The sequence below is a fragment of the Rhodococcus sp. PvP016 genome (assembly GCF_017832185.1).
Taxonomy (GTDB): Bacteria; Actinomycetota; Actinomycetes; order Mycobacteriales; family Mycobacteriaceae; genus Rhodococcoides.
This window is the reverse complement of the sequence record NZ_JAFIBH010000001.1, coordinates 1,153,691-1,173,755: the sequence shown is the minus strand read 5'-3', so window position 1 is coordinate 1,173,755 and position 20,065 is coordinate 1,153,691. Positions and strand designations below refer to the sequence as shown.

At 66.0% G+C, this 20,065-nt stretch carries 17 protein-coding genes, 1 tRNA gene and 1 pseudogene; 5 read left to right on the top strand and 14 right to left on the bottom strand.

Annotation, left to right across the window (positions count from 1 at the left end):
- Positions 1–49: 49 nt before the first annotated feature.
- The 3 genes from JOE30_RS05430 to JOE30_RS05420 all read left to right on the top strand — a co-directional run bounded on the left by JOE30_RS05430 (position 50) and on the right by JOE30_RS05420 (position 1,512).
- Positions 50–655: a TetR/AcrR family transcriptional regulator gene (locus JOE30_RS05430; RefSeq protein ID WP_204869690.1), complete on the top strand. Its 606-nt coding sequence runs from the start codon at positions 50–52 to the stop codon at positions 653–655.
- Between the two features lie 90 nt (positions 656–745).
- On the top strand, positions 746–1,105 hold the full coding sequence (locus JOE30_RS05425) for a PadR family transcriptional regulator (protein ID WP_204869689.1): 360 nt from the start codon (positions 746–748) through the stop codon (positions 1,103–1,105).
- On the top strand, positions 1,102–1,512 hold the full coding sequence (locus JOE30_RS05420; RefSeq protein ID WP_204869688.1) for a hypothetical protein: 411 nt from the start codon (positions 1,102–1,104) through the stop codon (positions 1,510–1,512). Before JOE30_RS05425 ends, JOE30_RS05420 begins: the two co-directional genes overlap by 4 nt.
- 158 nt (positions 1,513–1,670) lie before the next feature.
- On the opposite strand, the gene JOE30_RS05415 is transcribed toward JOE30_RS05420, so the two are convergent.
- On the bottom strand, positions 1,671–2,702 hold the full coding sequence (locus JOE30_RS05415; RefSeq protein WP_204869687.1) for a zinc-binding dehydrogenase: 1,032 nt from the start codon (positions 2,700–2,702) through the stop codon (positions 1,671–1,673).
- A gap of 638 nt (positions 2,703–3,340) precedes the next feature.
- On the opposite strand from JOE30_RS05415, the pseudogene JOE30_RS21785 reads away from it, so the two are divergent.
- A pseudogene (locus tag JOE30_RS21785) lies at positions 3,341–3,874 on the top strand (TetR/AcrR family transcriptional regulator); the annotation flags it as partial.
- Here JOE30_RS21785 and JOE30_RS21210 read toward each other — a convergent pair.
- The 6 genes from JOE30_RS21210 to JOE30_RS05385 form a co-directional block, all read right to left on the bottom strand.
- Positions 3,857–5,380: a cytosine permease gene (locus JOE30_RS21210; protein WP_239532492.1), complete on the bottom strand. Its 1,524-nt coding sequence runs from the start codon at positions 5,378–5,380 to the stop codon at positions 3,857–3,859. The pseudogene JOE30_RS21785 and the gene JOE30_RS21210 sit on opposite strands and share 18 nt — an antisense overlap.
- A 61-nt stretch (positions 5,381–5,441) precedes the next feature.
- On the bottom strand, positions 5,442–6,509 hold the full coding sequence (locus tag JOE30_RS05405) for an isopenicillin N synthase family oxygenase (RefSeq protein ID WP_204869685.1): 1,068 nt from the start codon (positions 6,507–6,509) through the stop codon (positions 5,442–5,444).
- Complete coding sequence (locus JOE30_RS05400) at positions 6,506–7,426, bottom strand: hypothetical protein (protein WP_204869684.1); 921 nt, start codon at positions 7,424–7,426, stop codon at positions 6,506–6,508. Before JOE30_RS05400 ends, JOE30_RS05405 begins: the two co-directional genes overlap by 4 nt.
- A 539-nt stretch (positions 7,427–7,965) precedes the next feature.
- The gene (locus JOE30_RS05395; RefSeq protein WP_204869683.1) at positions 7,966–8,148 is read right to left on the bottom strand and encodes a hypothetical protein; all 183 of its coding nucleotides are present in this window, start codon (positions 8,146–8,148) and stop codon (positions 7,966–7,968) included.
- Between the two features lie 35 nt (positions 8,149–8,183).
- Positions 8,184–9,920 carry an ABC transporter ATP-binding protein gene (locus JOE30_RS05390; protein WP_239532491.1) on the bottom strand — a complete coding sequence of 579 codons (1,737 nt, stop codon included), beginning with the start codon at positions 9,918–9,920 and terminating at the stop codon, positions 8,184–8,186.
- Positions 9,917–11,671, bottom strand: coding sequence for an ABC transporter ATP-binding protein (locus JOE30_RS05385; protein WP_307806074.1), 1,755 nt, complete (start codon positions 11,669–11,671; stop codon positions 9,917–9,919). The genes JOE30_RS05390 and JOE30_RS05385 overlap by 4 nt, the downstream gene beginning before the upstream one ends.
- Before the next feature lie 115 nt (positions 11,672–11,786).
- On the opposite strand from JOE30_RS05385, the gene JOE30_RS05380 reads away from it, so the two are divergent.
- On the top strand, positions 11,787–12,356 hold the full coding sequence (locus JOE30_RS05380) for a TetR/AcrR family transcriptional regulator (RefSeq protein WP_204869681.1): 570 nt from the start codon (positions 11,787–11,789) through the stop codon (positions 12,354–12,356).
- Between the two features lie 391 nt (positions 12,357–12,747).
- On the opposite strand, the gene JOE30_RS05375 is transcribed toward JOE30_RS05380, so the two are convergent.
- The 7 genes from JOE30_RS05375 to JOE30_RS05345 all read right to left on the bottom strand — a co-directional run bounded on the left by JOE30_RS05375 (position 12,748) and on the right by JOE30_RS05345 (position 19,894).
- Positions 12,748–12,823: transfer RNA gene (locus tag JOE30_RS05375), tRNA-Thr, on the bottom strand.
- Between the two features lie 62 nt (positions 12,824–12,885).
- Entirely contained in the window at positions 12,886–14,073 is a 1,188-nt protein-coding gene (locus JOE30_RS05370; protein WP_204869680.1) for a DNA polymerase III subunit delta', read from the bottom strand.
- Positions 14,074–14,084: 11 nt separating this feature from the next.
- Positions 14,085–15,038 carry a DUF808 domain-containing protein gene (locus JOE30_RS05365; protein ID WP_204869679.1) on the bottom strand — a complete coding sequence of 318 codons (954 nt, stop codon included), beginning with the start codon at positions 15,036–15,038 and terminating at the stop codon, positions 14,085–14,087.
- 194 nt (positions 15,039–15,232) lie between these two features.
- Positions 15,233–15,781, bottom strand: a complete 549-nt coding sequence (locus JOE30_RS05360) for a DUF664 domain-containing protein (RefSeq protein ID WP_204869678.1) — start codon at positions 15,779–15,781, stop codon at positions 15,233–15,235.
- A 62-nt stretch (positions 15,782–15,843) separates the two neighbouring features.
- The gene (topA, locus tag JOE30_RS05355) at positions 15,844–18,807 is read right to left on the bottom strand and encodes a type I DNA topoisomerase (RefSeq protein ID WP_204869677.1); all 2,964 of its coding nucleotides are present in this window, start codon (positions 18,805–18,807) and stop codon (positions 15,844–15,846) included.
- A gap of 167 nt (positions 18,808–18,974) precedes the next feature.
- Entirely contained in the window at positions 18,975–19,562 is a 588-nt protein-coding gene (locus JOE30_RS05350; protein ID WP_204869676.1) for a hypothetical protein, read from the bottom strand.
- A gap of 128 nt (positions 19,563–19,690) precedes the next feature.
- Complete coding sequence (locus tag JOE30_RS05345; RefSeq protein ID WP_005248460.1) at positions 19,691–19,894, bottom strand: cold-shock protein; 204 nt, start codon at positions 19,892–19,894, stop codon at positions 19,691–19,693.
- Positions 19,895–20,065 lie beyond the last annotated feature (171 nt).

Here is a 20,065-nt window from a genome sequence, read left to right as displayed (position 1 = left end):
TCGGTCCTGCTCAGAGCAGGAACGAGCGCAGAGGAACAGAGGGGACGCGATGCCGACACCGGAGGAACCCGGCCCGGACACGCGGGCGCGGATACTCATCGCTGCCTGCGAGATGATCGGTGAGGACCCGGCGTCGACACTCAGCGTGCGATCGGTCGCCGCGCGCGCCGGAGTGAGCATGGGTTCTCTCCGTCATCACTTCCCCACCCAGCGCGCACTGCGGGAGGCCGTACTCGCCACGATCTACGACGTGGTGACACCGGACGCCGACGTCATCCACGACCGATCGATACCGGCTCGGGATCGCCTCGTGCGCTGCCTCGAGCAGGTCCTGGTGCCTGCCGTCGGTGCGCAGGCGCGGCGCGCGTTGATCAGCACCGTCGAGGCGTTCGCAGTACCCGAACCCACCGCAGACATCCGAGCCGCCTACGCGTCCTTCGCCGAGGAAGCGCAACGGAGAGTCGAGCAGTGGCTCGACATTCTCGTCGCCGAAGGTGCAGCGCCACAGGGTGATCAGTCGCTGAACGCCGCCTTCCTCAACACAGTTCTCGACGGCCTGTTCTGGGACCGGGCGATGCCCACCGATCCCGCCACGCTGCACCGAGCGACCGCCATTCTCCAGCATGCAGTGGACTCGGTCCTCACGCCGCCGTGACCACGCCGGGGGCGCCACGGGACGAAACAAGACCGATATTCGGACGTAGCACTAGTTTCATTTCAGATTAGTTTCGATTATGATCTGCTGATGGCAGACACCAGCGACTACGGGGACTGGACTCGTCCAGCACTTCCCCTGTTGTTGCTTCGCTTTCTCATCGAAAGCCCTGCGCATGGCTACGGACTGGTCGAACGACTGCGGGCTGTCGGCATCGACGCACGCGGAGCGACCGTCTACCCACAGCTGAGCAAGTTGCAGGACGCGGGCTGCATCACCAGTCGCTGGCAGACACCCGATATCGGGCCCGCGCGAAAGGTCTTGACCATCACCGAGACGGGCAAGAGACACCATCGAGATCTTCAGCACCAGTGGTCGGACTTCAACGAAACCCTCACCGCGGTCCTCGACGCACTGGACACCCCTTCGGGCCGGGAGGACCAAGCATGAGCTACCACAACGATCTCGCCCATCACCTGCGCCGACGCGGCTGCACCGAAGTCGCCGTCGTCGAGGTTCTGCACACAGTCGACGACGCGGTGAGCGCCACACACAGCGCCCCGGAAGCAGAGTTCGGTCCCGCCGAGGCGTATGCCGCTCAGTTCAGCGGGCCGCGCAGGACGACGCCAGGCCAAGCTGCCTTGCGCGTGTGCGGCGCTCTCGGCCTCGTGGCGATCGCGCTGTTCATCGTCGTACCTCGCCTGTCGGGGATCACCCTGCCGCTTCCCGGACCAGTCCTCGGCGTGATCACGATGCTGGCGCTCATCCTGATCGGATGCGTCATCGGGTCCGCCCGTGACAACGCACTGCCGCGTGGCTACATAGAACGCCGACAGGGCAACCTGCCCGGTGAGTGATCACCACGCAGACCCGACTTCCTCATCGGGAGACGCCTGATCGTGCGTCGAGGTCGCGGCGTGAGTTTGTCCGTTCCAGGCTCGGTCGCTTCCACGCCATCGACGATCCGTCACCCGCCAGGCCGTGGTGATGCCGTCCGCGTCCACCAGCGTTCTGCTCAATCGATGTCGAGGATGATCTTCCCGTAGGTGGTGCGAGAAGCCAACTCCTCGTGAGCCTCCCCGGCGCGATCCAAGGGGTAGCGCGAATTGATACGCGGGCGCAGCACCCCCTTGCCGACGAGGTCGAGCACGGTACGCATCTCGTCGCGTGTCTGGGTATGCGAGGAGATGTACGAGATCTGGCGGCGGAAGAACTCGATGATGTCGAACTCGACGATCTCCCCCGCGTGAGCACCGATCGACACCAGACGACCGTACGGTCGCAGCATGAACATCGACTCGGTGAAGGCTGTCCCTCCCACGGCGTCGAAGACCAGCTCCACTCCTCGGCCTCCGGTGATCTCGTCGACGGCGGTGCGCACATCGGTCGTCGAGTAGTTGACGACGTGATCGGCACCGTCAGCGGTCGCCTGAGCCAACTTGTCGTCTCGGCTGGCCGTTCCGATCACGGTCGCCCCGGCGGCCTTGCAGATCTGGAGTGCAGCCGATGCCACACCGCCCCCGATCGAATGGATCAGCACGGTCTCTCCCAGCTTCACCTCGGCGCGGATCATGAGCGCGTGCCAGGCGGTGCCGAATGCACTGAGCGCGGCAGCCGCCTCACCGAAGTCGACGGTGTCGGGAAGTGTCAGGCAATGGTCGGCAGGTGTCAGAATCTTCTGCGCGTACGTGCCCGGTACGTGCTCGCCGAGCAGCTTGCGATCGACGCAGATGTTCTCCATCCCTCGCAGACACCACTCGCAGTGGCCGCACGTGCGGATGTACGAGACGGCTACGCGCTCGCCGATCCGAGCCGGGTCCACACCGTCACCGACCAGGGAGATGATGCCGGCGCCCTCCAGGCCCAAGGTGTGCGGCATCGCGAAGTCGAAGCGCGAGACGCCCTCGCGCACATCGATGTCGACGTGGTTGAGCGCGGTCGCCTTCAGGTCGACCACGACGTCACCGAATCCAGGAACCGGATCCGGGAGCTCCTCGATCTTCAGGACTTCGGGACCGCCATACTCGCGGAATACCAATGCTTTCATGTCATCTCGCCTCTCGTGGTGCGCGTGGTCAGAGTTCAGGAGTACTGCCCGGCACGAAGCTTCCGAATGCTGTCCCGACCGACCCACTCCCCGTCGTGCACCTCTCAGCCGTCTCCATTGCTGACCTTGCCGGACGAGTGCAGATTCTCACTCGGCGCGAGGTACGTGCGGTCGGGATCGAGGACAACGAGGTCGGGGTCCGCACTCGGGCGGACGACCCCCTCACGACCGTAGATGTCGACGAGGCGTCCGGGAGCGGCGGCCGTCAGTTCGACGAACCGGCTGACCGCCAGGTCGCGCTTCGCGACGCCCTCCCCATCGGCTCTCCGTGTTCGAGCGAGCGGTCGGCCGGGTTCGCTGGAGTGACGAGATCCGGATTCGGCCGCGAACTGGGGAGGTACGGAATCGACGAATTCGTGAACAAGAAACTGATCCGTACCGTCCACTTGCCGCGAGTCGCGGTCGCTGATCGGAGTACCCGAATCCGACACCAGTGGCTCGGTGCCACCGAGCGAGACCTGGGTGACAGCCCGGTTCGTGATGTCGTCGACGGCACCTCCGGTACCGAGTCGACGGCCCGGTAGATTGGGTACGTCGTCGAATCGCTCGGACCATCGAGAGAGTGTAGAAAGCTGACCGTGTCCCGACCCACCTCTCTCGCCGGCAGGCGACGCAAGGATCCCGGGGCTCGACGCGCGGAGATTCTGCAATGTGCCGTGCGAGTAGCCAAAGCAGATGGCCTGGGTGCTGTGACGCTGCGACGCGTCGCGGACGAGCTCGGGATCACACCGAGTCTGTCGAGTCACTATTTTTCGTCACTGGATCAGCTGGTCACTGCCACATTTCGCAGCTACAGCGAAGCAGAGTTGGAGCACTTGGCGGCGGCAATGGCGGCCGCCGACTCTCCAGTCGCCAAGATCGCCCGGTTCCTCCGAGTTCTCGGAACCCCCGGCGCAGGGAGTGCCGCCATCTGGATGGATGTGTGGCGTCTCGGAAGAGACAATGCGTCGCTGCTCGCTGAGCTGGACCGTCAGAATGCTTTGTGGGTGGGAGCTCTGACCGACGTGCTCGAGGAGGGTCTGCGAGCAGGTGTGTTCCGGCTCGCAGACCCTGCCTCGAGTGCATTCAAACTGATCGTCGTCGTCGATGGACTCTCAACTCAGCGGTTGACGCAGGCGGCCGACACCACCACTCTGCTCGAGATGGCTACCACCTTCGTCGATGCGGAGCTCGGGCTTCGATTCCCCCACACGGTCGCTCCGTCGGCGCACCCTGGCTGACAGCGCGATCAGGCAGAGCCCCGCGACGCAGCCCGAGCCGAGGGTGCTCAGATCGATTCCGCCGGCGATACCAGCGAGAGGTCCCACATAGGTCGGAGTGGTCACGGTCAACACACCGAAGGCGGAGCCGATGACCCACGCCAGCACTGCGTCCACGTTCCAGCCGCCCGAGTACCAGTAGATGCCGCCCGTGCGTGCAGCGGCGAAGACCTGGAGATCGTCGGTGTCGTAGCCTGTGTGCCGACGGCGCACCAACCCGATGATCATGATGACGGCCCACGGCGTGACCATGGTGTTGAGGACGACCGACATGGTCGAGACCGAGTCGGCAGCGTCGAACACGAACACACCGAGATACAGCAACGCCACGGCCAGTGCGGCGGTGATCGCTGTCGTGTGCACGCGCTTCAATCTCGGTAGTAGTCCCTCGATATCGAGTCCACTGGCGTAGATGCACAGCACGCCCTGTCCCACACCACCGAGTAGGGCCATGAGCACGATGCCGGCCACGTACCAGCTCGGTGCACTCATCACCAGACCGCTGACGTAGCCGCTGCTGGTCGACCCCACTGTCGCTGAGGCGGTGTAGGCGCCGAAGACGATGGGAATGAGACCACCGGCCAGCAGGCCGATCGCCAACGCCCCGACGATCGACCGATCCTTGTAGCGGGCCGGGGAGATACGCCGCGTGTAATCACTGATCGTGGGTGCGTAGGAGATGGGAGCCGCAGCAGTGAAGACGACTGCAAGGATCCATGATGGCCACAGATCACCCAAGGCGTACTGTCCGGTCGACGACGTCGCGTCGAAGGTGCTGGAGAACACGAAGAAGCCGACGACCATGACCGCCCCCACCACGGGCGCGACCAGCTTCTGTACCGCCACGATCGTCGCGTGGCCGTACAACGCCACCACGGCCATTCCCGCCGCTACGACGGCGTAGCTCGCGGCATGCGCGACACCGGTGTCGGGTGTGCCGAGGAGCCGGGAGGACGCGGCGACCAGAGCGTCCCCGCTCGTCCACACCGTCAAGGCGGCGAAGAGCAATGCGATCAACAACGAGAGCACCGACCCGATGAACCTGCCACGAATTCCGAAGTCAGCGCTGCTGGCGACTGTCATGTTGGTCCCGGTTCGCGGTCCGATCAAAGCGGTCGGTACCACCACCGCAGTTCCGATCACCAATCCCACAGCGCCTGCTGACACTGCCTGCCAGAAATTGAGCCCGAAGCCGATGAACAGCCAGCCCGCCACCGCGCTCGTCAGAGTGAAACCTGCGCCGACGAACACTACCGCCAGATTGCGCGGGGACGAGTCGCGTGCTTCCACAGGTAGGAACTCCACACCTGCTCGCTCGACACGACCGACGCTGTCCTCGGCCAGTTGCGCTGTGTTCATCGAGCACTCCGCTCACACGACGGACGAACCGGGTTGTCACATGCACTGCTACGCAACGTTGTCACGACGGCACTCCTGCGGTCTCCGTGTGTCGTGCGCCTTGCCCGAACAGGGGAACGGGGTTGTCCGGATCGAGTTCGTAGCTTCCTGAGGGCAGCTCGATCTCACCGCGCCGGCGGCGCTCCCGAAGGTAGTGGAAGCTCTGCATGGTCATGGAGTAGAGGTGATCACCGAACACCACTTTTTCGTGGTTGCCGCCGTCGGCGAACTCGGGCAACGGTTCCACCACTGTGTCGTAATCGAGTGCGAAGAAGAACGGGAATGAATACCGCTCGTCTGTGACTTTCCGAACCCGATGCGTCGTGGCGACGAACTGCCCGTTCGTCCACAGTTCGAGCATGTCGCCGATGTTCACGACGAGCGTGTCTGGGATCGGCGGAACGTCGATCCACTCACCTGCCCCGTTCATGACCTCCAACCCCGGGGCGGTGGGCTTGAGGAGGGTGAAGCATTCCATGTCCGTGTGCGCTCCGATGCCGACTGCGTCCACGGCATTGTCGTCGGGCCAGTAGTGAATCATGCGCAACTGACTCACCGGCTTGGTCGCATGACGACTGAACGTGTCGGGATCCTGGCCCAAGCCGATCGCGAAAGCGCTCAGAAGCTCACGTCCCAGTCGATCGATGGCCCGATAGTAGGACGAGACCACCTCCGCGAATCCGTCGATCTCCGGCCAGACGTTCGGCCCCAGCAGAGGGTTACCCCCGAGATGATCAGGATCATCGGCCGGTACTTCCAGAGCGGTGTCGAAAGCTTCTTTGAGATCAGGTGCCGCACCGTTGTCGAAACCTTCTTCGCCGGTGGGCACATAGCCACGGTGATTCTTCGACAAACCGATGTAGTAGCGCATCTTCTCGTCGGTGGGCAGGGCAAAGAACCGCTTGGACATGTCGAGCAGGTCCTCGAACAGCGTCCGATCCAATCCGGTACCGCCGATATAGAAGAAGCCGACGTCGCGAGCGGCCGTCCGCAAAGCGTCGACCACTTGCGCGCGCTCCTCGGAGTCGATCGATCGCAAACCGCTGATGTCGATCACAGGCACCGACGTAAATGCCGAAATAGTGGTCACAGGTCCAGGTTTCCTTCCGAATAAGTGATGTTCCAGTGATGTGCCGATTCAGTGCCGCAAGCGTCTGCGTCGAGCAGCCGCACGATGCCCGGACGCACGACGGGAGCGAGGTGGGCGCCCTCGCGGTACGGGAGCGACGAGACTTCGACGATCCAATTTCCCTCGTGCACCACACCGAGTGCGATCTCGAGGCCATGGACCGCGTTCGGGTCCGACTTCGCCCATCCGAACAAGGAGCCGCAACGGACCAGCACAGCGCGAGCGACGCCCCCGTCGTGAAGTTCGATTGCTCCGCAGTGCTCGGGCGACGAGTACGTTCGCTGCCAGTGCTCGGTGAAGTCCGCGCCGAGCCCGGTTTCCACGAGAGTGCTTGCGTCCCCGCTCATCACTCCTTCATCGATTCGACTCGACGGGTGCAACTCGACGTATCGATTCCACCGGAAATGATTGCCAGTGCGTTGCAGCGTTCCCGCGAAGCCGTCCTGGGTGGCGATCCAGCGACGATGCTCCGGCTGCAGATCGTTCCAGCACTCGACACCCTCGAAATCGGGGCGCTGCACCGGACGACGAAGGTCGACGAACCGCGAGGGGCCTTGCAACCACCGGACGTCCTCGTCACCACCCTCGGGCTCACCGCCGACCCACAGGCCCTTCCGAGCCCACAAGCCCATGACTGTCCCGATATCGGGATCTCGAATGATCTCGTCGGTCACATCGCACGCGCCGTCGATCGGATCCGCGGACGCAGCCGATTCCGAAGCGACGACAGCAACGGGCCCGGACAATAGATGGCCCGGCATGGAACCCCTCTCGTGTATGTCACCCATGCCCGTGAAGCACCGGCATGCAACAACTCGAATCGTTGTTGAAGCAGTATTCAACAACGGAGGAAAGGCCTGGTCAACGCAGAGAGGCACTCAGTCGAAAGTCCTTACACCACCGACATCCGGCGTTAACAATGCCCGCTGAGAAGTGGACATGACCACGAGTGCGCTGCGATTCCTCGCCGTTGGGCACGTGACAACGCAGATGCACAGATCTCCGACCCCAGGGCGCTCGCCGGCGCTGCGAACGATCTCCGACGCGGTGGTCGTCGACGCGCTGCGTGATGCGTTGTGGCGCATCGACGCCGGGCGCCGGCGGATGACGCCGGGAGGGTGTTCATCATCGACGTCTTCTCCCGGCGGATCGCCGCCCGGCACGCCTCGACCTCGAAGTCGGCGTAGCTGGTGACAGTGCCGCTGCGAATGGCGTCGTGGCACCGCTGATGAGGAGGCAGGCCAGCGACAAATGTTGAGCTGGCACATATTTCGGATTCGGTCAGCCAGTACACGTCAGTGACTCGACCGAGAGATCGGCACTCGAGGAGATCGCCTACGGCAACGCGCTCATCGAGTCGGCGGATGCACTCGGTCTCGTAGAGCCCGTTCGTACCGGACGATTGCAGACCTCGAGTTCACGACCGCCGGATGGTGGATGTGCCGGCGCCGTTGATGCCGCGGACCGCGGTGACCTCTCCGGCCGCGAAGGCGACGCGCCCGAGGTCGAGCACCAGGCGTCCTGCCAGGCGGGAGCACATGCCGTCCAGGAGCAGCGTCCCGCTCGGCCCATCCTCCAGATCCCGCAGGTAGCTCGGCATTGACGACCGTGACGCCCGCTCGGGATTCGGGCGATTCAGTCGTGCCGGGTCAGCTGCCAGCCGGTGGCGTCGACGCGTTCGCGCCAGTACCGGGCGTAGGCGCCTCCCGCGGCGAGCAGTTCCGCGTGGCTGCCGGATTCGCGGATGCCGCCTTCGCCGTCGAGCATGATGATTCGGTCGGCGGTCATGATGGTCTGCAGCCGGTGGGCCACGACGATGAGGGTGCGGCCTGTGCGGATCGAGTCGATGGCCTGGCCGATGGCGATCTCGTTGCCGATGTCGAGCGCGCTGGTGGCCTCGTCGAGCAGCACGACGGGTGCGTCTTTGAGGAGAGCTCGGGCGATGGAGATGCGCTGCCGTTCTCCGCCGGAGAGATTCGAGCCGCCTTCACCGACGCGCGCGTCCCATCCGCCGGGGAGGCGTTCGACGATCTCGTCGACGCGGGCACGGGTGGCGGCGGAGATGACCTCGTCGCGGGGCAGGTCTGGGCCGCCGATCCAGATGTTGTTCAGGATGGTGTCGTCGAACAGGTAGACGTCCTGGAAGACGGGGGCCACGGCACGTTCGATCACGTCCGTGCCCAACTCGGGCACGGGGACACCGCCGATGAACACTGTGCCGGCGTCGGGGTCGTAGAAGCGGGCGATGAGTTTGGTGATCGTCGTCTTGCCCGATCCGGAGGGGCCGACGACAGCGGTCATCGCGCCGGTGGGGGCAGTGAAGGACAGCTCCCGGAGCACCGGGGCGCCGTTGTAGCTGAAGGTGACTCCCTGGAATTCGATGCCGAAGTCGGCGGGCGTCGCCGGATGCTCCGGCTCGGGCAGTCTGGGGACGGCCGCGAGCTCGTCGAGCTGATCGATCGTGGTTTTCGCCACGGCGACGCCGCCACCGAGGTCGCCCGCGGCGACGATGGGCTCGTTGAACCGCACCCCGAGCACGAGCAGTGCGATCAGGGTCGCGATGTCGACGGTGCCGCCGGTGGCGAGGACCGCGCCGACGACCAGGAGCGCCGTGATCGAGAGTTGGACGAGTCCCGCGAACACAGCGATGGCCGAGCCCCCGGTGATCACCACACCTCGGTACTGGTCGTGCTGGTCTTGCAGAGCCTGCTCGACGAGCCGATCGGCGATCGAATCGTGGCCGGCGGTGCGGAGGGTGGGCTGGGCGCGGGCGAACTCGACGACCCGGTTGGAGGCTTCTGCGACCGCGACCGAGTGTGCCTTGTCGCCGCGGCCGATGGCTCGGCTGAGCCAGCGGTAGCCGATCGCGATGATCGGCACCATCACTGTCATCGTCAGGGCGAGTCGCCAGTCGAAGAAGTACATGCCGAGCAGGACGGTGCCGGGAGCGATGAACCCGGCGAGGATCTGCCGCAGGATGGCATAGGGCATCGTCGAGACGAACATCGCGCCCTGCGTCGCTACGCCCGTGATCAGTCCGGTCCGGTCGGTGGAGAACCACGACACCGGCAGCGACACAACGCTGTCACCGAGCCGCTCCAGCAGCGAGTCGAGTACTACGGTCGATGCTTTCATCCCGATCTGGGATGCGAACCACGAAGCGGCGACATAGCCTGCGGCGGTCCCGCCGACGGCGATCAGCCACCCCCGGGACGTGTCGAGGTCACCGATGAACAGCGACCGCAACAGGGGGACGAGCAAGAGGAACGCGATGCCTTGCAGCACCGCGGCGACCACAACGAGGCTGAGCTCCACGATCACCAGTCGGCGCGCGCGGGGCGAGCAGTAGTGGAGCAGGCGGCGGATCATCATGCTCCTGTTCCTTCCGGGAGAGAGCGGGCATGGTTGGCCTGGTAGTCGGCCCACATCTTTGCGAACCGGCCCCCGCTCGCGACGAGCTCGGGATGCGTGCCTCGCTCGATGATGCGGCCGCCGTCGAGCACGAGGATCTGATCCGCTGCGACGATCGTGTGCAGTCGATGGGCGATCACGAGCACAGTGCGGTCTGCCGCGAGGGTGGAAAGCGCCTGTTGGATCGCCGCTTCCGAGTCCGGATCGGCGAACGCGGTCGCCTCGTCGAGCACGAGGACAGGAGCATCGGCCAGTAGCGCGCGGGCGATCGTGACCCGCTGGGCCTCACCGCCGGAGAGGTTCGCGTCGTCGCCGATCACGGCGTCGTAGCCACGATCGAAGCGCAGAATGCGCTCGTGGATCTGGGCGGCGCGGGCCGCGTTCTCGACCTCGGCGTCTGTCGCGTCGGGCCGAGTCAGCCGGATGTTGTCTCGCAGGCTCGCACGTAGCAGCTGAACGTCCTGGAACACGAAACCGACCTGCTGATACAGCTTTCCGGACGCGATCTGGCGCACGTCCACTCCGCCGATCTCGACCGCACCAGCGTCGACGTCGTAGAACCGGGGAACGAGCTTTGCCAGCGTCGACTTCCCCGAGCCCGAGGTGCCGACGAGGGCGGTCACGGTACCCGGGGCGCAGGACAGGGTGACCTCGTGAAGCACACGGTGCTCGCCGTCGTAGCTGAAGGACGCATCGCGGAAGCCGACAGAGTGGACCTTCGGTGTCTGCGGAACATCCGGCTGGGCGGTGGGAGGAAGAGCGAAGAACGCAGCGAGAGACTGCCGGGCCTTGCCTGCGGTGCGCAGGAACTGGCCCGAGGCCCCGAGCTTCATCAGCGGCGCGGTGAGCCCGAGCCCGAGGAGGATACCGGGGAGCACATCGACCGGAGCTGCCCCGCCACTCGCGACCAACCACATCGCGGCGGTCAGCAACCAGGCGAGAACGACGATCGGCGAGGCGAGCAGTTCGATGATCGTGAACAGCACAGCCGTTTCGCGGGTCCACTCGCCGACGAACTTCGAGTATTCCGCGGTCGCGTCTCGATAGCGGCGATGGCTGCGTCCGGTCTGCCCGAAGCGCTTGACGACGGTGATGCCTTGCACGAACTCCACTGTCGCGTTGGACAGGGCATGTGTCGCCGCGTCGTACTGCTGGTACTTCTCATCCGCGCCCCGCATCAACAGCGGGTAGAGGAGGAAGATCAGCACGAGCGGCACCAGCGCAGCGAGTGCCATCCGCCAGTTCACGATGAAGAGATAGGCCAGGCTGATGAGGGGCACCATGATCGCGGTCAGGACATCCTGGATCGAGTGCGCGACCAACTGGTGCAACGCGACGACGTCGTTCTCCACGAGCTTGCGCGCTGCCCCGGAGCTGCGCTGATCGAACCAGCCCAGCGGCAGGCGTTGGAGGTGGCCGACGATCCTCCGGCGCAGCGAGTGCTGCAGCGTGGCGTCTGCGAAGTGACCGACCAAGCCGGACAGGAAGGCTGCGCCGAAGCTCACGATCAGCGCGATCACTGCAACCGCGACGATCGCCCAGATCCGACCCGCGTCGACAGGTGCTCCGTCCATCGACGGGAGCAACGTGCGAGCGAGCTCGACGATGGCGATGAACGGGATCACGCTGCCGGCCGCGCTCAGCACAGTCAGAGCAATGACCCCCGCAAGATTGCCCCGCACCGGCGCGAAGATCGAACCTTCCTCCGCCACAACGTCACTCCGCGCCACGCTCATCGCACCCCTTCCATCAACTTAATGAAAACGATTATCACATACTACGTTGAACAGCGTTCTGATGACGTGTCGACAACTGACGGGAGGCACAGTGACGACGACGGACCCGGCAAGATTCCATGTGGGGACGAGTCCGGAGGTGGTCATCGGCGCTGCGGTCGAGTTGACCCGTGAGTCGCATCTGATGAGCTGGTCGCTCCGTGACCTTGCCGCGCGGCTCTGCGTTGCCGCCTCGGTGATCTATCACCACGTCGGGGGGAAGGATCTCCTGTACCGCCGGGTCGTGGAGCGGATGCTCGGGAGGATCGAGCCGCCCGACGCGGGGTTGCCGTGGCAGGAGTGGTTCCGCGCGCTTCTGGGCTCGGCCGGACCCCTCGCTGCGGAGTATCCGGGCTCGGCGAAGTGGATGCTCATGCACGGCCCGACGCTTCCCGCGGCAATGCCCGTCCTCGAGGCTGGTATGACCGTTCTGCACCGCGCGGGCTTCGCAGGCCGTGCGGATTTCGCCTGTGCGGCGCTCCTCAACAACGCCATGATGACGGTATCGATAGGCGACGATCGACTTCAGCACGAGGGTGACGGCCATCGTGATCACGCCACGATGATGGCCGAGTTCGCTCAGATACCCACTGCCTCCGCGGAGGTCCGCGCGTTTGGCTAGACCTTCATCCGCCCCTTCGCCGAGGCGGCGAGACCGCCACCCGAATGCGTTGGGACTATTACCGTTTCGTCGTCGACACCACCATCACAGGCCTCGACGTGAGTCTGCGGGAGCCGACGACGTAAACCGCGCGTCACCGGTCGCGCGGGCGGGCGGGCCGTTGCACGCGAAGCGGGGCCCGAAGCGGTCGCGGCACCGAAACCCGACGCCCCGGATCAGACCCCGGGACGGAGTCGGCGTTGCGCCCGGTCATGGGCTTCCAATCCACGCCGTATCCGCAGGTCGGACGCACGAGACGAGTGAGCTGTGAGTGACCGAGAACGGCGCATCGGGCGCAATTCTAACGACAACAGCGGCTATGCAAGTTGCATAACCGCTGGTCAAAGCTGGGTGGAGCCGCCTAAGAGAATCGAACTCTTGACCTTTTCATTACGAGTGAAATGCTCTACCGACTGAGCTAAGGCGGCGTGGCTCCCTGAGGAGCCTTCGCAAGTTTAACCGGTCCCCCCGCCCGAACCCAAAACGGGGGTCAGCGTGCCGCCGAGCCCAGTGTGGCGACCATCGCGTCGACCGCGAACTTGGGCTTGACGTTCATCTCCAGCGCTTCGCGACACCGGAGGATCGCCTCGATGCACTGCAGCAACGACTCGGGGCTCGACACCGAGGCGAGGCCGCGGGCCTGATCCTCCATGTCGGGGTGCGTCATCGTCGACGCGGCACCGTACGACTGCGCGAGAGCGTCGCGGTACAGCCCGGCGAGGTCGATGAGCGCCCGGTCCAGCGAGTCACGACCGGTACGAGTGCGCCTCGACTTCTGCCGCTGTTCCAGTTCCTTGAGCACGCCGGCGGATCCGCGCAGCGCGCCCGCTGCACCCTTGCCGGTGCCGCCGGCGCCCAGGGACGTCCGCAGTTCGTCGGTCTCCCGCTCGTCGCGGTCGGCGTTGAGCTGCACCGCGTCGGACTCGGCTGCCTTCACCAGCTCCTCGACCACCGCGTACTGGGTGGCGGGGCGGAGCGCCGCCTTGGCGATGCCCAGTGCCCGCTGCCGTCGCTCGCGCGCCTCCGGATCCGTCGCCAAGCGACGTGCGCGGCCCACGTGCCCGCCGCCCACCGAGGCGGCCCACGCGGCGGTCTTCTCGTCGAGGCCGTCGTTCTCCCGCAGCACGCGCGCGATGTCTTCGGGCTTGGGCGTCACCAGAGCCACGTGCCGGCAGCGCGAACGGATGGTGACGGCGATGTCCTCCGGATCCACGGACGGTGCACAGAGCAGGAAGATGGTGCGGGCCGGCGGCTCCTCGACCGCCTTGAGGAGCGCGTTGTAAGCGCGCTCACCCAGCCTGTCCGCGTCCTCGATGACCACGATCTGCCACGTCCCCGTGGTGGGGCGACGCGCTGCCATCTGCACCACCTCGCGCATCTCCTTGACCGAGATGCTGAGGCCCTGCGGCACGATGCGGCGCACGTCGCCGTGGGTGCCGTGCATGGTGGTGGTGCAGGCGTGGCAGTGGCCGCACCCGATGAGGTCCGGATCGGTGCACTGCAGCGCGGCCGCGAAGCAGACAGCGGCGATGGAGCGGCCGGACCCGGGAGGCCCGGTGAACAGCCACGAGTGCGTCATGCGGGAACCGATGTCACCCTCGCGCGCGGCCGCCGCGGCGTCGGACAGCTCGGCGACCACCTCGTGCTGACCGACCAGCCGTTCGAACACTCCCGCCATGGGAGGAAAGCTTAGTGCTCCTGTGCGACAGCCCCACCGCGACGCTTGGCCAGCAGCGAGGACACTCCGGTCATCATGGCCACGACGATGGAGCCGACCACGAGACCGATCAGCGCGGATGCCAGCGTGTTGACGATCCACGCCAGCACACCCCCGATACCGGCGACGTCGTGGACCGCGTCCTCCATGTGGTGGACGAACTCGTAGATCGGGTGGAAGCCCAGCTCGTCGATGCCGTTGAGCAGGATGTGGCCGCCGACCCACAGCATCGCCGCGGTGCCCACCACGGACAGCACCGCCATGACCTTGGGCATGCCCTTGACCAGTCCGCGCCCGACGGTCTGCGCGATGCCCGACGAGGTGTCGGCCAACCGGAGACCGATGTCGTCCATCTTCACGATGAGACCCACCACGCCGTAGACGAGGACGGTGATCACCACCGCGACGACGGCCAGGATGATCAGCCGGCTCCAGAAACCCTCGGCGGCGATGGTGTCGAGCGCGATGACCATGATCTCCGCGGAGAGGATGAGGTCGGTGCGCACGGCTCCGGCGACGACGGTGTCCTCGTCGCGAGGTCCGTCCTCGTCGTGGTCGTGAGCGCCGTGTCCGGAGATGGCGCCCCAGATCTTGTGCATCGCTTCGTAACTGAGGTAGGCACCGCCCACCATGAGGATCGGCGTCAGCAGCCACGGCAGGAACTGGCTGAGCAGCAGCGCGATCGGCAGGATGATCAGCAGCTTGTTGCGGAGCGACCCGATCGCGATGCGCCGCACGATGGGCAGCTCGCGTTCGGCGGCCAGACCGCGCACGTACTGCGGCGTCACGGCCGTGTCGTCGATGACCACACCGGCGGCCTTGGCCGTCGCCTTGCCGGTCGCGGCGCCGACGTCGTCGATGGACGCCGCCGCCAGCCTGGCAAGTGCTGCCACGTCGTCGAGCAGGGCTACCAGTCCGCCGGCCATCAGTACTCCCGAAGTAGGTCAGTGGTTCGAGAGTGAGAGTACCGCTCCGGGGGTCGGGTCAACCGCGCATCGCCTGTGGCCGATGCACCGGGTGCACACACCCTCTCCGTGATGCGCACACCCCCTGCAGCCTGCTATAACCGGTGTTCACCTACTGCACCCTGTGTGCACACCCCGTGCGGCGGGGCCCGCGTCTAGAACTCCAACCCCATGTCTCCCGCCACCACACCCATCGTCGACTGCCCGTCCAGAGCCTCGCGGATGATGTCGGCGTGCCCGCTGTGGTGGGCGATCTCGCGCAACAGGTGCAGCAGTACGCGCCGCGCGGTCCACCAGATGCGCTCCGGCGCCCACGGTGCGGTGGGCTGTGGAATCAGATCGTCGAGGCTGCCGAGCGCGGCGATGCACTGCTCCAGCGCGCGGCCGGCGGAGTCGAGTTCGGCCAGCACCTGCTCGATCGACTCGGGCGCCTCGGGCTCGCCCGATCCCGAGAAGTCGACGGTCGAGTTCTCGTCGCGCTCCTCGAGCATGGTCACGTTCCCGCGGATCACCGACGCGACGTGCGCGATCAGCGAGACGAGCGTGAACTCACTGACTGTCGTGCGCCGGCGCGCCTGCTCGTCGGAGATCCCCCGCGCCGTGATCGCGAGCATCCCGCGCTGATCCGCCAGGATGGTGACCAGATCGAGCTTCTCGCCCGTGACGTCGACCGACGGCCCCACGGATGTGTACGTCCCCGCCATGATGTGCCCCTCTCCTCGTGTGTGAGGAGAACGGTAGGAGCAATCGCGGACAGATGCGGTCCTCAGGACTCCGCGGGCGGAGTCTTCTTCGCAGCGGTCTTCTTGGCAGCCGCCTTCTTCGCGGGAGCCTTCTTGGCCGGCGTCTTCTTTGCTGCCGCCTTCTTCGCGGGAGCCTTCTTCGCGGGAGCCTTCTTCGCCGGAGCCTTCTTGGTGGCCTTCTTCTTCACGGGCCCGCGAGCGCGGCGATCCGCGAGGAGTTCCATGGCCCGCTCGTCGGTGATGGTGCCCACCTCGTCACCCTTGCGCAGGCTGGCGTTGGCCTCACCGTCGGTGACGTACGGACCGAAGCGGCCGTCCTTGATCACCATGGGTTGACCGCTGACCGTGTCCACACCGAGTTCGCGCAGCGGCGGCGTGGCCGCACCCTGACGTCCGCGACGCTTGGGCTCGGAGTAGATCTTCAGAGCCTCCTCGAGGGAGACGGTGAAGATCTGGTCCTCGGTGGCCAACGAGCGGGAATCGGTGCCCTTCTTGAGGTAGGGACCGTAGCGCCCGTTCTGCGCCGTGATCTCTTCCTTGCTCTCGGGATCGACGCCCACCACGCGCGGCAACGACAGCAGCTTCAGCGCGTCGTCCAGCGTGACCGTCGCGAGGTCCATCGACTTGAGCAACGAGCCCGTTCGCGGCTTCGGTGCGGTCGCCTTCTTCGCGGCCTTCTTGGCGGGAGCCTTCTTCGCCGCCTTGGTGGCCACGGCGGTGCCGCCGCCCCCGTCGGACGAATGCTGTTCCACCGGAACGATGTCCGGGGTGGGCTCGGGCTCCTCGGGGATGATCTCGGTGACGTACGGCCCGAATCGTCCTTCCTTGGCGACGATCTCGTGACCCGACAGCGGGTCGACACCGAGCTTGCGCCCCTCCTGCGGAGTCGCGAAAAGCTTCTCGGCGAACTCGAGCGTCAGCTCGTCCGGCGGAAGGTCGTCGGGCAGGTTCGCACGCTGCGAGATCGGATCCCCGTCGGGATCGTCCGGGTTCTGCACCATCCGTTCGAGGTACGGACCGTAGCGACCGACGCGGACGTGCACGTCGCGACCCTCGGAGTCGTCGAACAGGTGGATCGAGTTGATGACGCGAGCGTCGATGTCCTCGAGGTTCTGGCCGACCATCTTCTTCAGTCCGCCGGACCGTGCGACCGACCCCTCCGTGCCGTTCTCCCCGCCGAAGTAGAAGGCGGACAACCAGTCTCCACGTCGTTCGCGGCCACCGGCGATGGCGTCGAGGTCGTCCTCCATGCCTGCGGTGAAGTCGAAGTCGACCAGTCGGCCGAAGTGCGCCTCCAGCAACGCGATCACGGAGAACGCCACCCACGACGGCACCAGGGCGCTGCCGCGCTTGTAGACGTACCCGCGGTCGAGAATCGTCTTGATGATCGACGAGTACGTCGAGGGGCGACCGATGCCGAGTTCCTCGAGCGTCTTGATGAGCGACGCCTCGGTGAAGCGGGCCGGCGGGTTGGTGGTGTGACCGTCGGGATCGAGACCGGTGGCGGTGACCGCCTGTCCCTGCTCGAGAACCGGCAACCGGGACTCGGCATCGTCGGACTGTCCACCGGCCTGATCGTCGACACTCTCGACGTAGGCCTTGAGGAAGCCGGCGAACGTGATGGTGCGTCCCGACGCGGCGAAGGTGCACTCCTCACCGGTACCCGCGGTGCCCGAGATACGCAGTGACAGAGTGGTTCCGCGCGCATCCGCCATCTGCGATGCGACCGTGCGCTGCCAGATGAGTTCGTAGAGGCGGAACTCGTCGGTGTCCAGCGAGCTGTGCAGCTGGCCCGGCGTCGCGAAGGAGTCACCGGCGGGGCGGATGGCCTCGTGCGCCTCCTGCGCGTTCTTCACCTTGCGGGTGTACTGCCGCGGGCTGTCGTGCACGTACTCGGGGCCGTACAGCTCGGTGGCCTGGCGACGTGCGGCATCGATCGCCGACGCCGACAGGTTCGTCGAGTCGGTACGCATGTAGGTGATGTAGCCGTTCTCGTACAACCGCTGCGCGATACGCATGGTGCGCTCGGAGGACATACGGAGCTTGCGCCCCGCCTCCTGCTGCAGGGTCGAGGTCATGAACGGCGGGTACGGACGACGTGTGTACGGCTTGGACTCGACCGACGCGACGGTCAGATCGACACCGTCCAGCGCCTCGGACAACCGGCGTGCGCGTGCCTCGTCGAGGACGGTGACGCCCTCGGACTTCAGCTTGCCGTCGGCACCGAAGTCGCGACCCGACGCGACACGCGAACCGTCGACGTTGACCAGGCGCGCACCGAACGCCCGCGGCGTCGCCTCGGCGCCGGCGTCGAGCTGCGCCGAGATGTCCCAGTACTCGGCCGACCGGAACGCCATGCGCTCACGTTCGCGCTGCACGATGACACGTGTGGCCACCGACTGGACACGGCCCGCCGACAGCTTCGGCATGACCTTCTTCCACAGCACCGGCGAGACCTCGTAGCCGTACAGGCGGTCGAGGATGCGGCGCGTCTCCTGGGCATCTACGAGGTCGGTGTCCAGTTCGCGCGTGTCGGCGGCTGCGGCGAGGATGGCCGGTTCGGTGATCTCGTGGAAGACCATCCGTCGAACCGGAATCTTCGGCTTGAGTGTCTCGAGGAGATGCCACGCGATGGCCTCGCCCTCGCGGTCGGGGTCGGTGGCGAGGTAGAGCTCGTCGGCGTCCTTGAGCAGGCTCTTGAGCTCGGCGACCTTGCTCTTCTTCTCCGGGCTGACGACGTAGAGGGCCTCGAAGTCGTGATCCACGTCGACACCGAGACGAGCCCAGGACTCGCCCTTGTACTTGGCCGGGACGTCTGCAGCACCACGCGGGAGGTCTCGGATGTGCCCGACCGAGGCCTCGACCACGTAGTTCTTGCCCAGATAGGGCGCGATCTTCTTGGCCTTGGTGGGTGACTCGACGATCACGAGACGCCGAAGCCCGGACGCGCCGGACGACGAGTTCCCCGTGCTGTCTCCTGCTGCCACCTGCTGCCGAACCTTCCTGGCCCCCGCAAGAGGGAACCCGTTCACCTGCGTCGATACCCCGAACCGTTCGAAGCCGACACACTACAGAGTGACACACACGTGCAACTCGCATGTGACACCGCGGCCCATCGACCGTCGGTGACCCCTGTCCGAGTCCCCCTGTTCCTCTACACGAGGACGGGCCACCCGCCCGCGGCGAGAGCGCCCGGTGGCGGCTCGCCGATGTTCTCGAGAAGCCTGGTCACCCGTCGGCGACCGGTGATCCGGAGTGCCGGCGACCCTCCGTGGGTTCCCACCAGAGTCGGCGCCACACCTGCGCGCATCAGCGACTGGGCGAGTACCGGGTGCGTGTCGGGTGCGTGCGGATCGAGTCCGAGGACGAACCTGGCCCCGCCGGCCTCCTGCCGTCCCGCCGCCACCACCCAGGCCCGCAGGGCGCGCGGCCCCGGCACCCAGCCTCCGGGCACCGCCTTCACCGCTCCCCGGACCCACTCCGCGGCGAGCGACGCCAGTTCGGGCACCGGCTCGGTCCGGACCAGGGGTCGTCCCTCGTCGGTCGTCGTGATCTCGGCGTCGAAGCCGCACGACTCGATGAGGTCGGCCACCGCGTGGGCGCGCCAGGTGGCGTCGACGACGACGGAGATGCGCGTGCGCCCGGACACGATCACGGGCTGACCCTGCGCAGCCAGCAGCCCGGCGAGGTCGGCCGCGTCGGGCGGCGTCGACTCGGCGGAGAAGAAGGACAACTGGCTCACGATCGCGACAGTAAGCCACGAACGCCCCGCCGGCGTGGTGTCCGCGACGCAGTGTCACGGAAACGAGACGTCCCCCGCCACCTCGAGAGGCGACGGGGGACGTGTCGGTAGAGACTGTCCGATCGAGATCAGACGGCGCGGACACCCGTGGCCTGGGGGCCCTTGGTGCCCTGTCCGACCTCGAACTCCACGCGCTGGTTCTCCTCGAGGGTGCGGAAGCCGCTGCCCTGGATCTCGGAGTAGTGGACGAAGACGTCAGCGGAGCCGTCCTCGGGTGCGATGAAGCCGAAGCCCTTTTCGGCGTTGAACCACTTCACAGTTCCCTGTGCCATGCTTGTCTATCCTTTTCTTGAACACCGGATGCGATGAACGGCACTTACAGTCCATCGGGCCGGTTCCGACCGCTGTGATGATCCCCCCCAAGAGTCACCCCGTGGGCAGAGCTTCACGCACCGCGCCCGCAACATTAGATCCTGCGAGCGTGAAAACGAACACAGAAGCTG

What these genes read in the sequence shown, in the direction of transcription:
- JOE30_RS05430 (WP_204869690.1), top strand. Translation starts at nt 50, where the DNA reads ATGCCGACACCGGAGGAACCCGGCCCGGACACGCGGGCGCGGATACTC.
- JOE30_RS05425 (WP_204869689.1), top strand. Translation starts at nt 746, where the DNA reads ATGGCAGACACCAGCGACTACGGGGACTGGACTCGTCCAGCACTTCCC.
- JOE30_RS05420 (WP_204869688.1), top strand. Translation starts at nt 1,102, where the DNA reads ATGAGCTACCACAACGATCTCGCCCATCACCTGCGCCGACGCGGCTGC.
- JOE30_RS05415 (WP_204869687.1), bottom strand. Translation starts at nt 2,702, where the DNA reads ATGAAAGCATTGGTATTCCGCGAGTATGGCGGTCCCGAAGTCCTGAAG.
- JOE30_RS21210 (WP_239532492.1), bottom strand. Translation starts at nt 5,380, where the DNA reads ATGAACACAGCGCAACTGGCCGAGGACAGCGTCGGTCGTGTCGAGCGA.
- JOE30_RS05395 (WP_204869683.1), bottom strand. Translation starts at nt 8,148, where the DNA reads ATGCCGAGCTACCTGCGGGATCTGGAGGATGGGCCGAGCGGGACGCTG.
- JOE30_RS05390 (WP_239532491.1), bottom strand. Translation starts at nt 9,920, where the DNA reads ATGATGATCCGCCGCCTGCTCCACTACTGCTCGCCCCGCGCGCGCCGA.
- JOE30_RS05370 (WP_204869680.1), bottom strand. Translation starts at nt 14,073, where the DNA reads ATGGCGGGAGTGTTCGAACGGCTGGTCGGTCAGCACGAGGTGGTCGCC.
- JOE30_RS05365 (WP_204869679.1), bottom strand. Translation starts at nt 15,038, where the DNA reads ATGGCCGGCGGACTGGTAGCCCTGCTCGACGACGTGGCAGCACTTGCC.
- JOE30_RS05360 (WP_204869678.1), bottom strand. Translation starts at nt 15,781, where the DNA reads ATGGCGGGGACGTACACATCCGTGGGGCCGTCGGTCGACGTCACGGGC.
- JOE30_RS05345 (WP_005248460.1), bottom strand. Translation starts at nt 19,894, where the DNA reads ATGGCACAGGGAACTGTGAAGTGGTTCAACGCCGAAAAGGGCTTCGGC.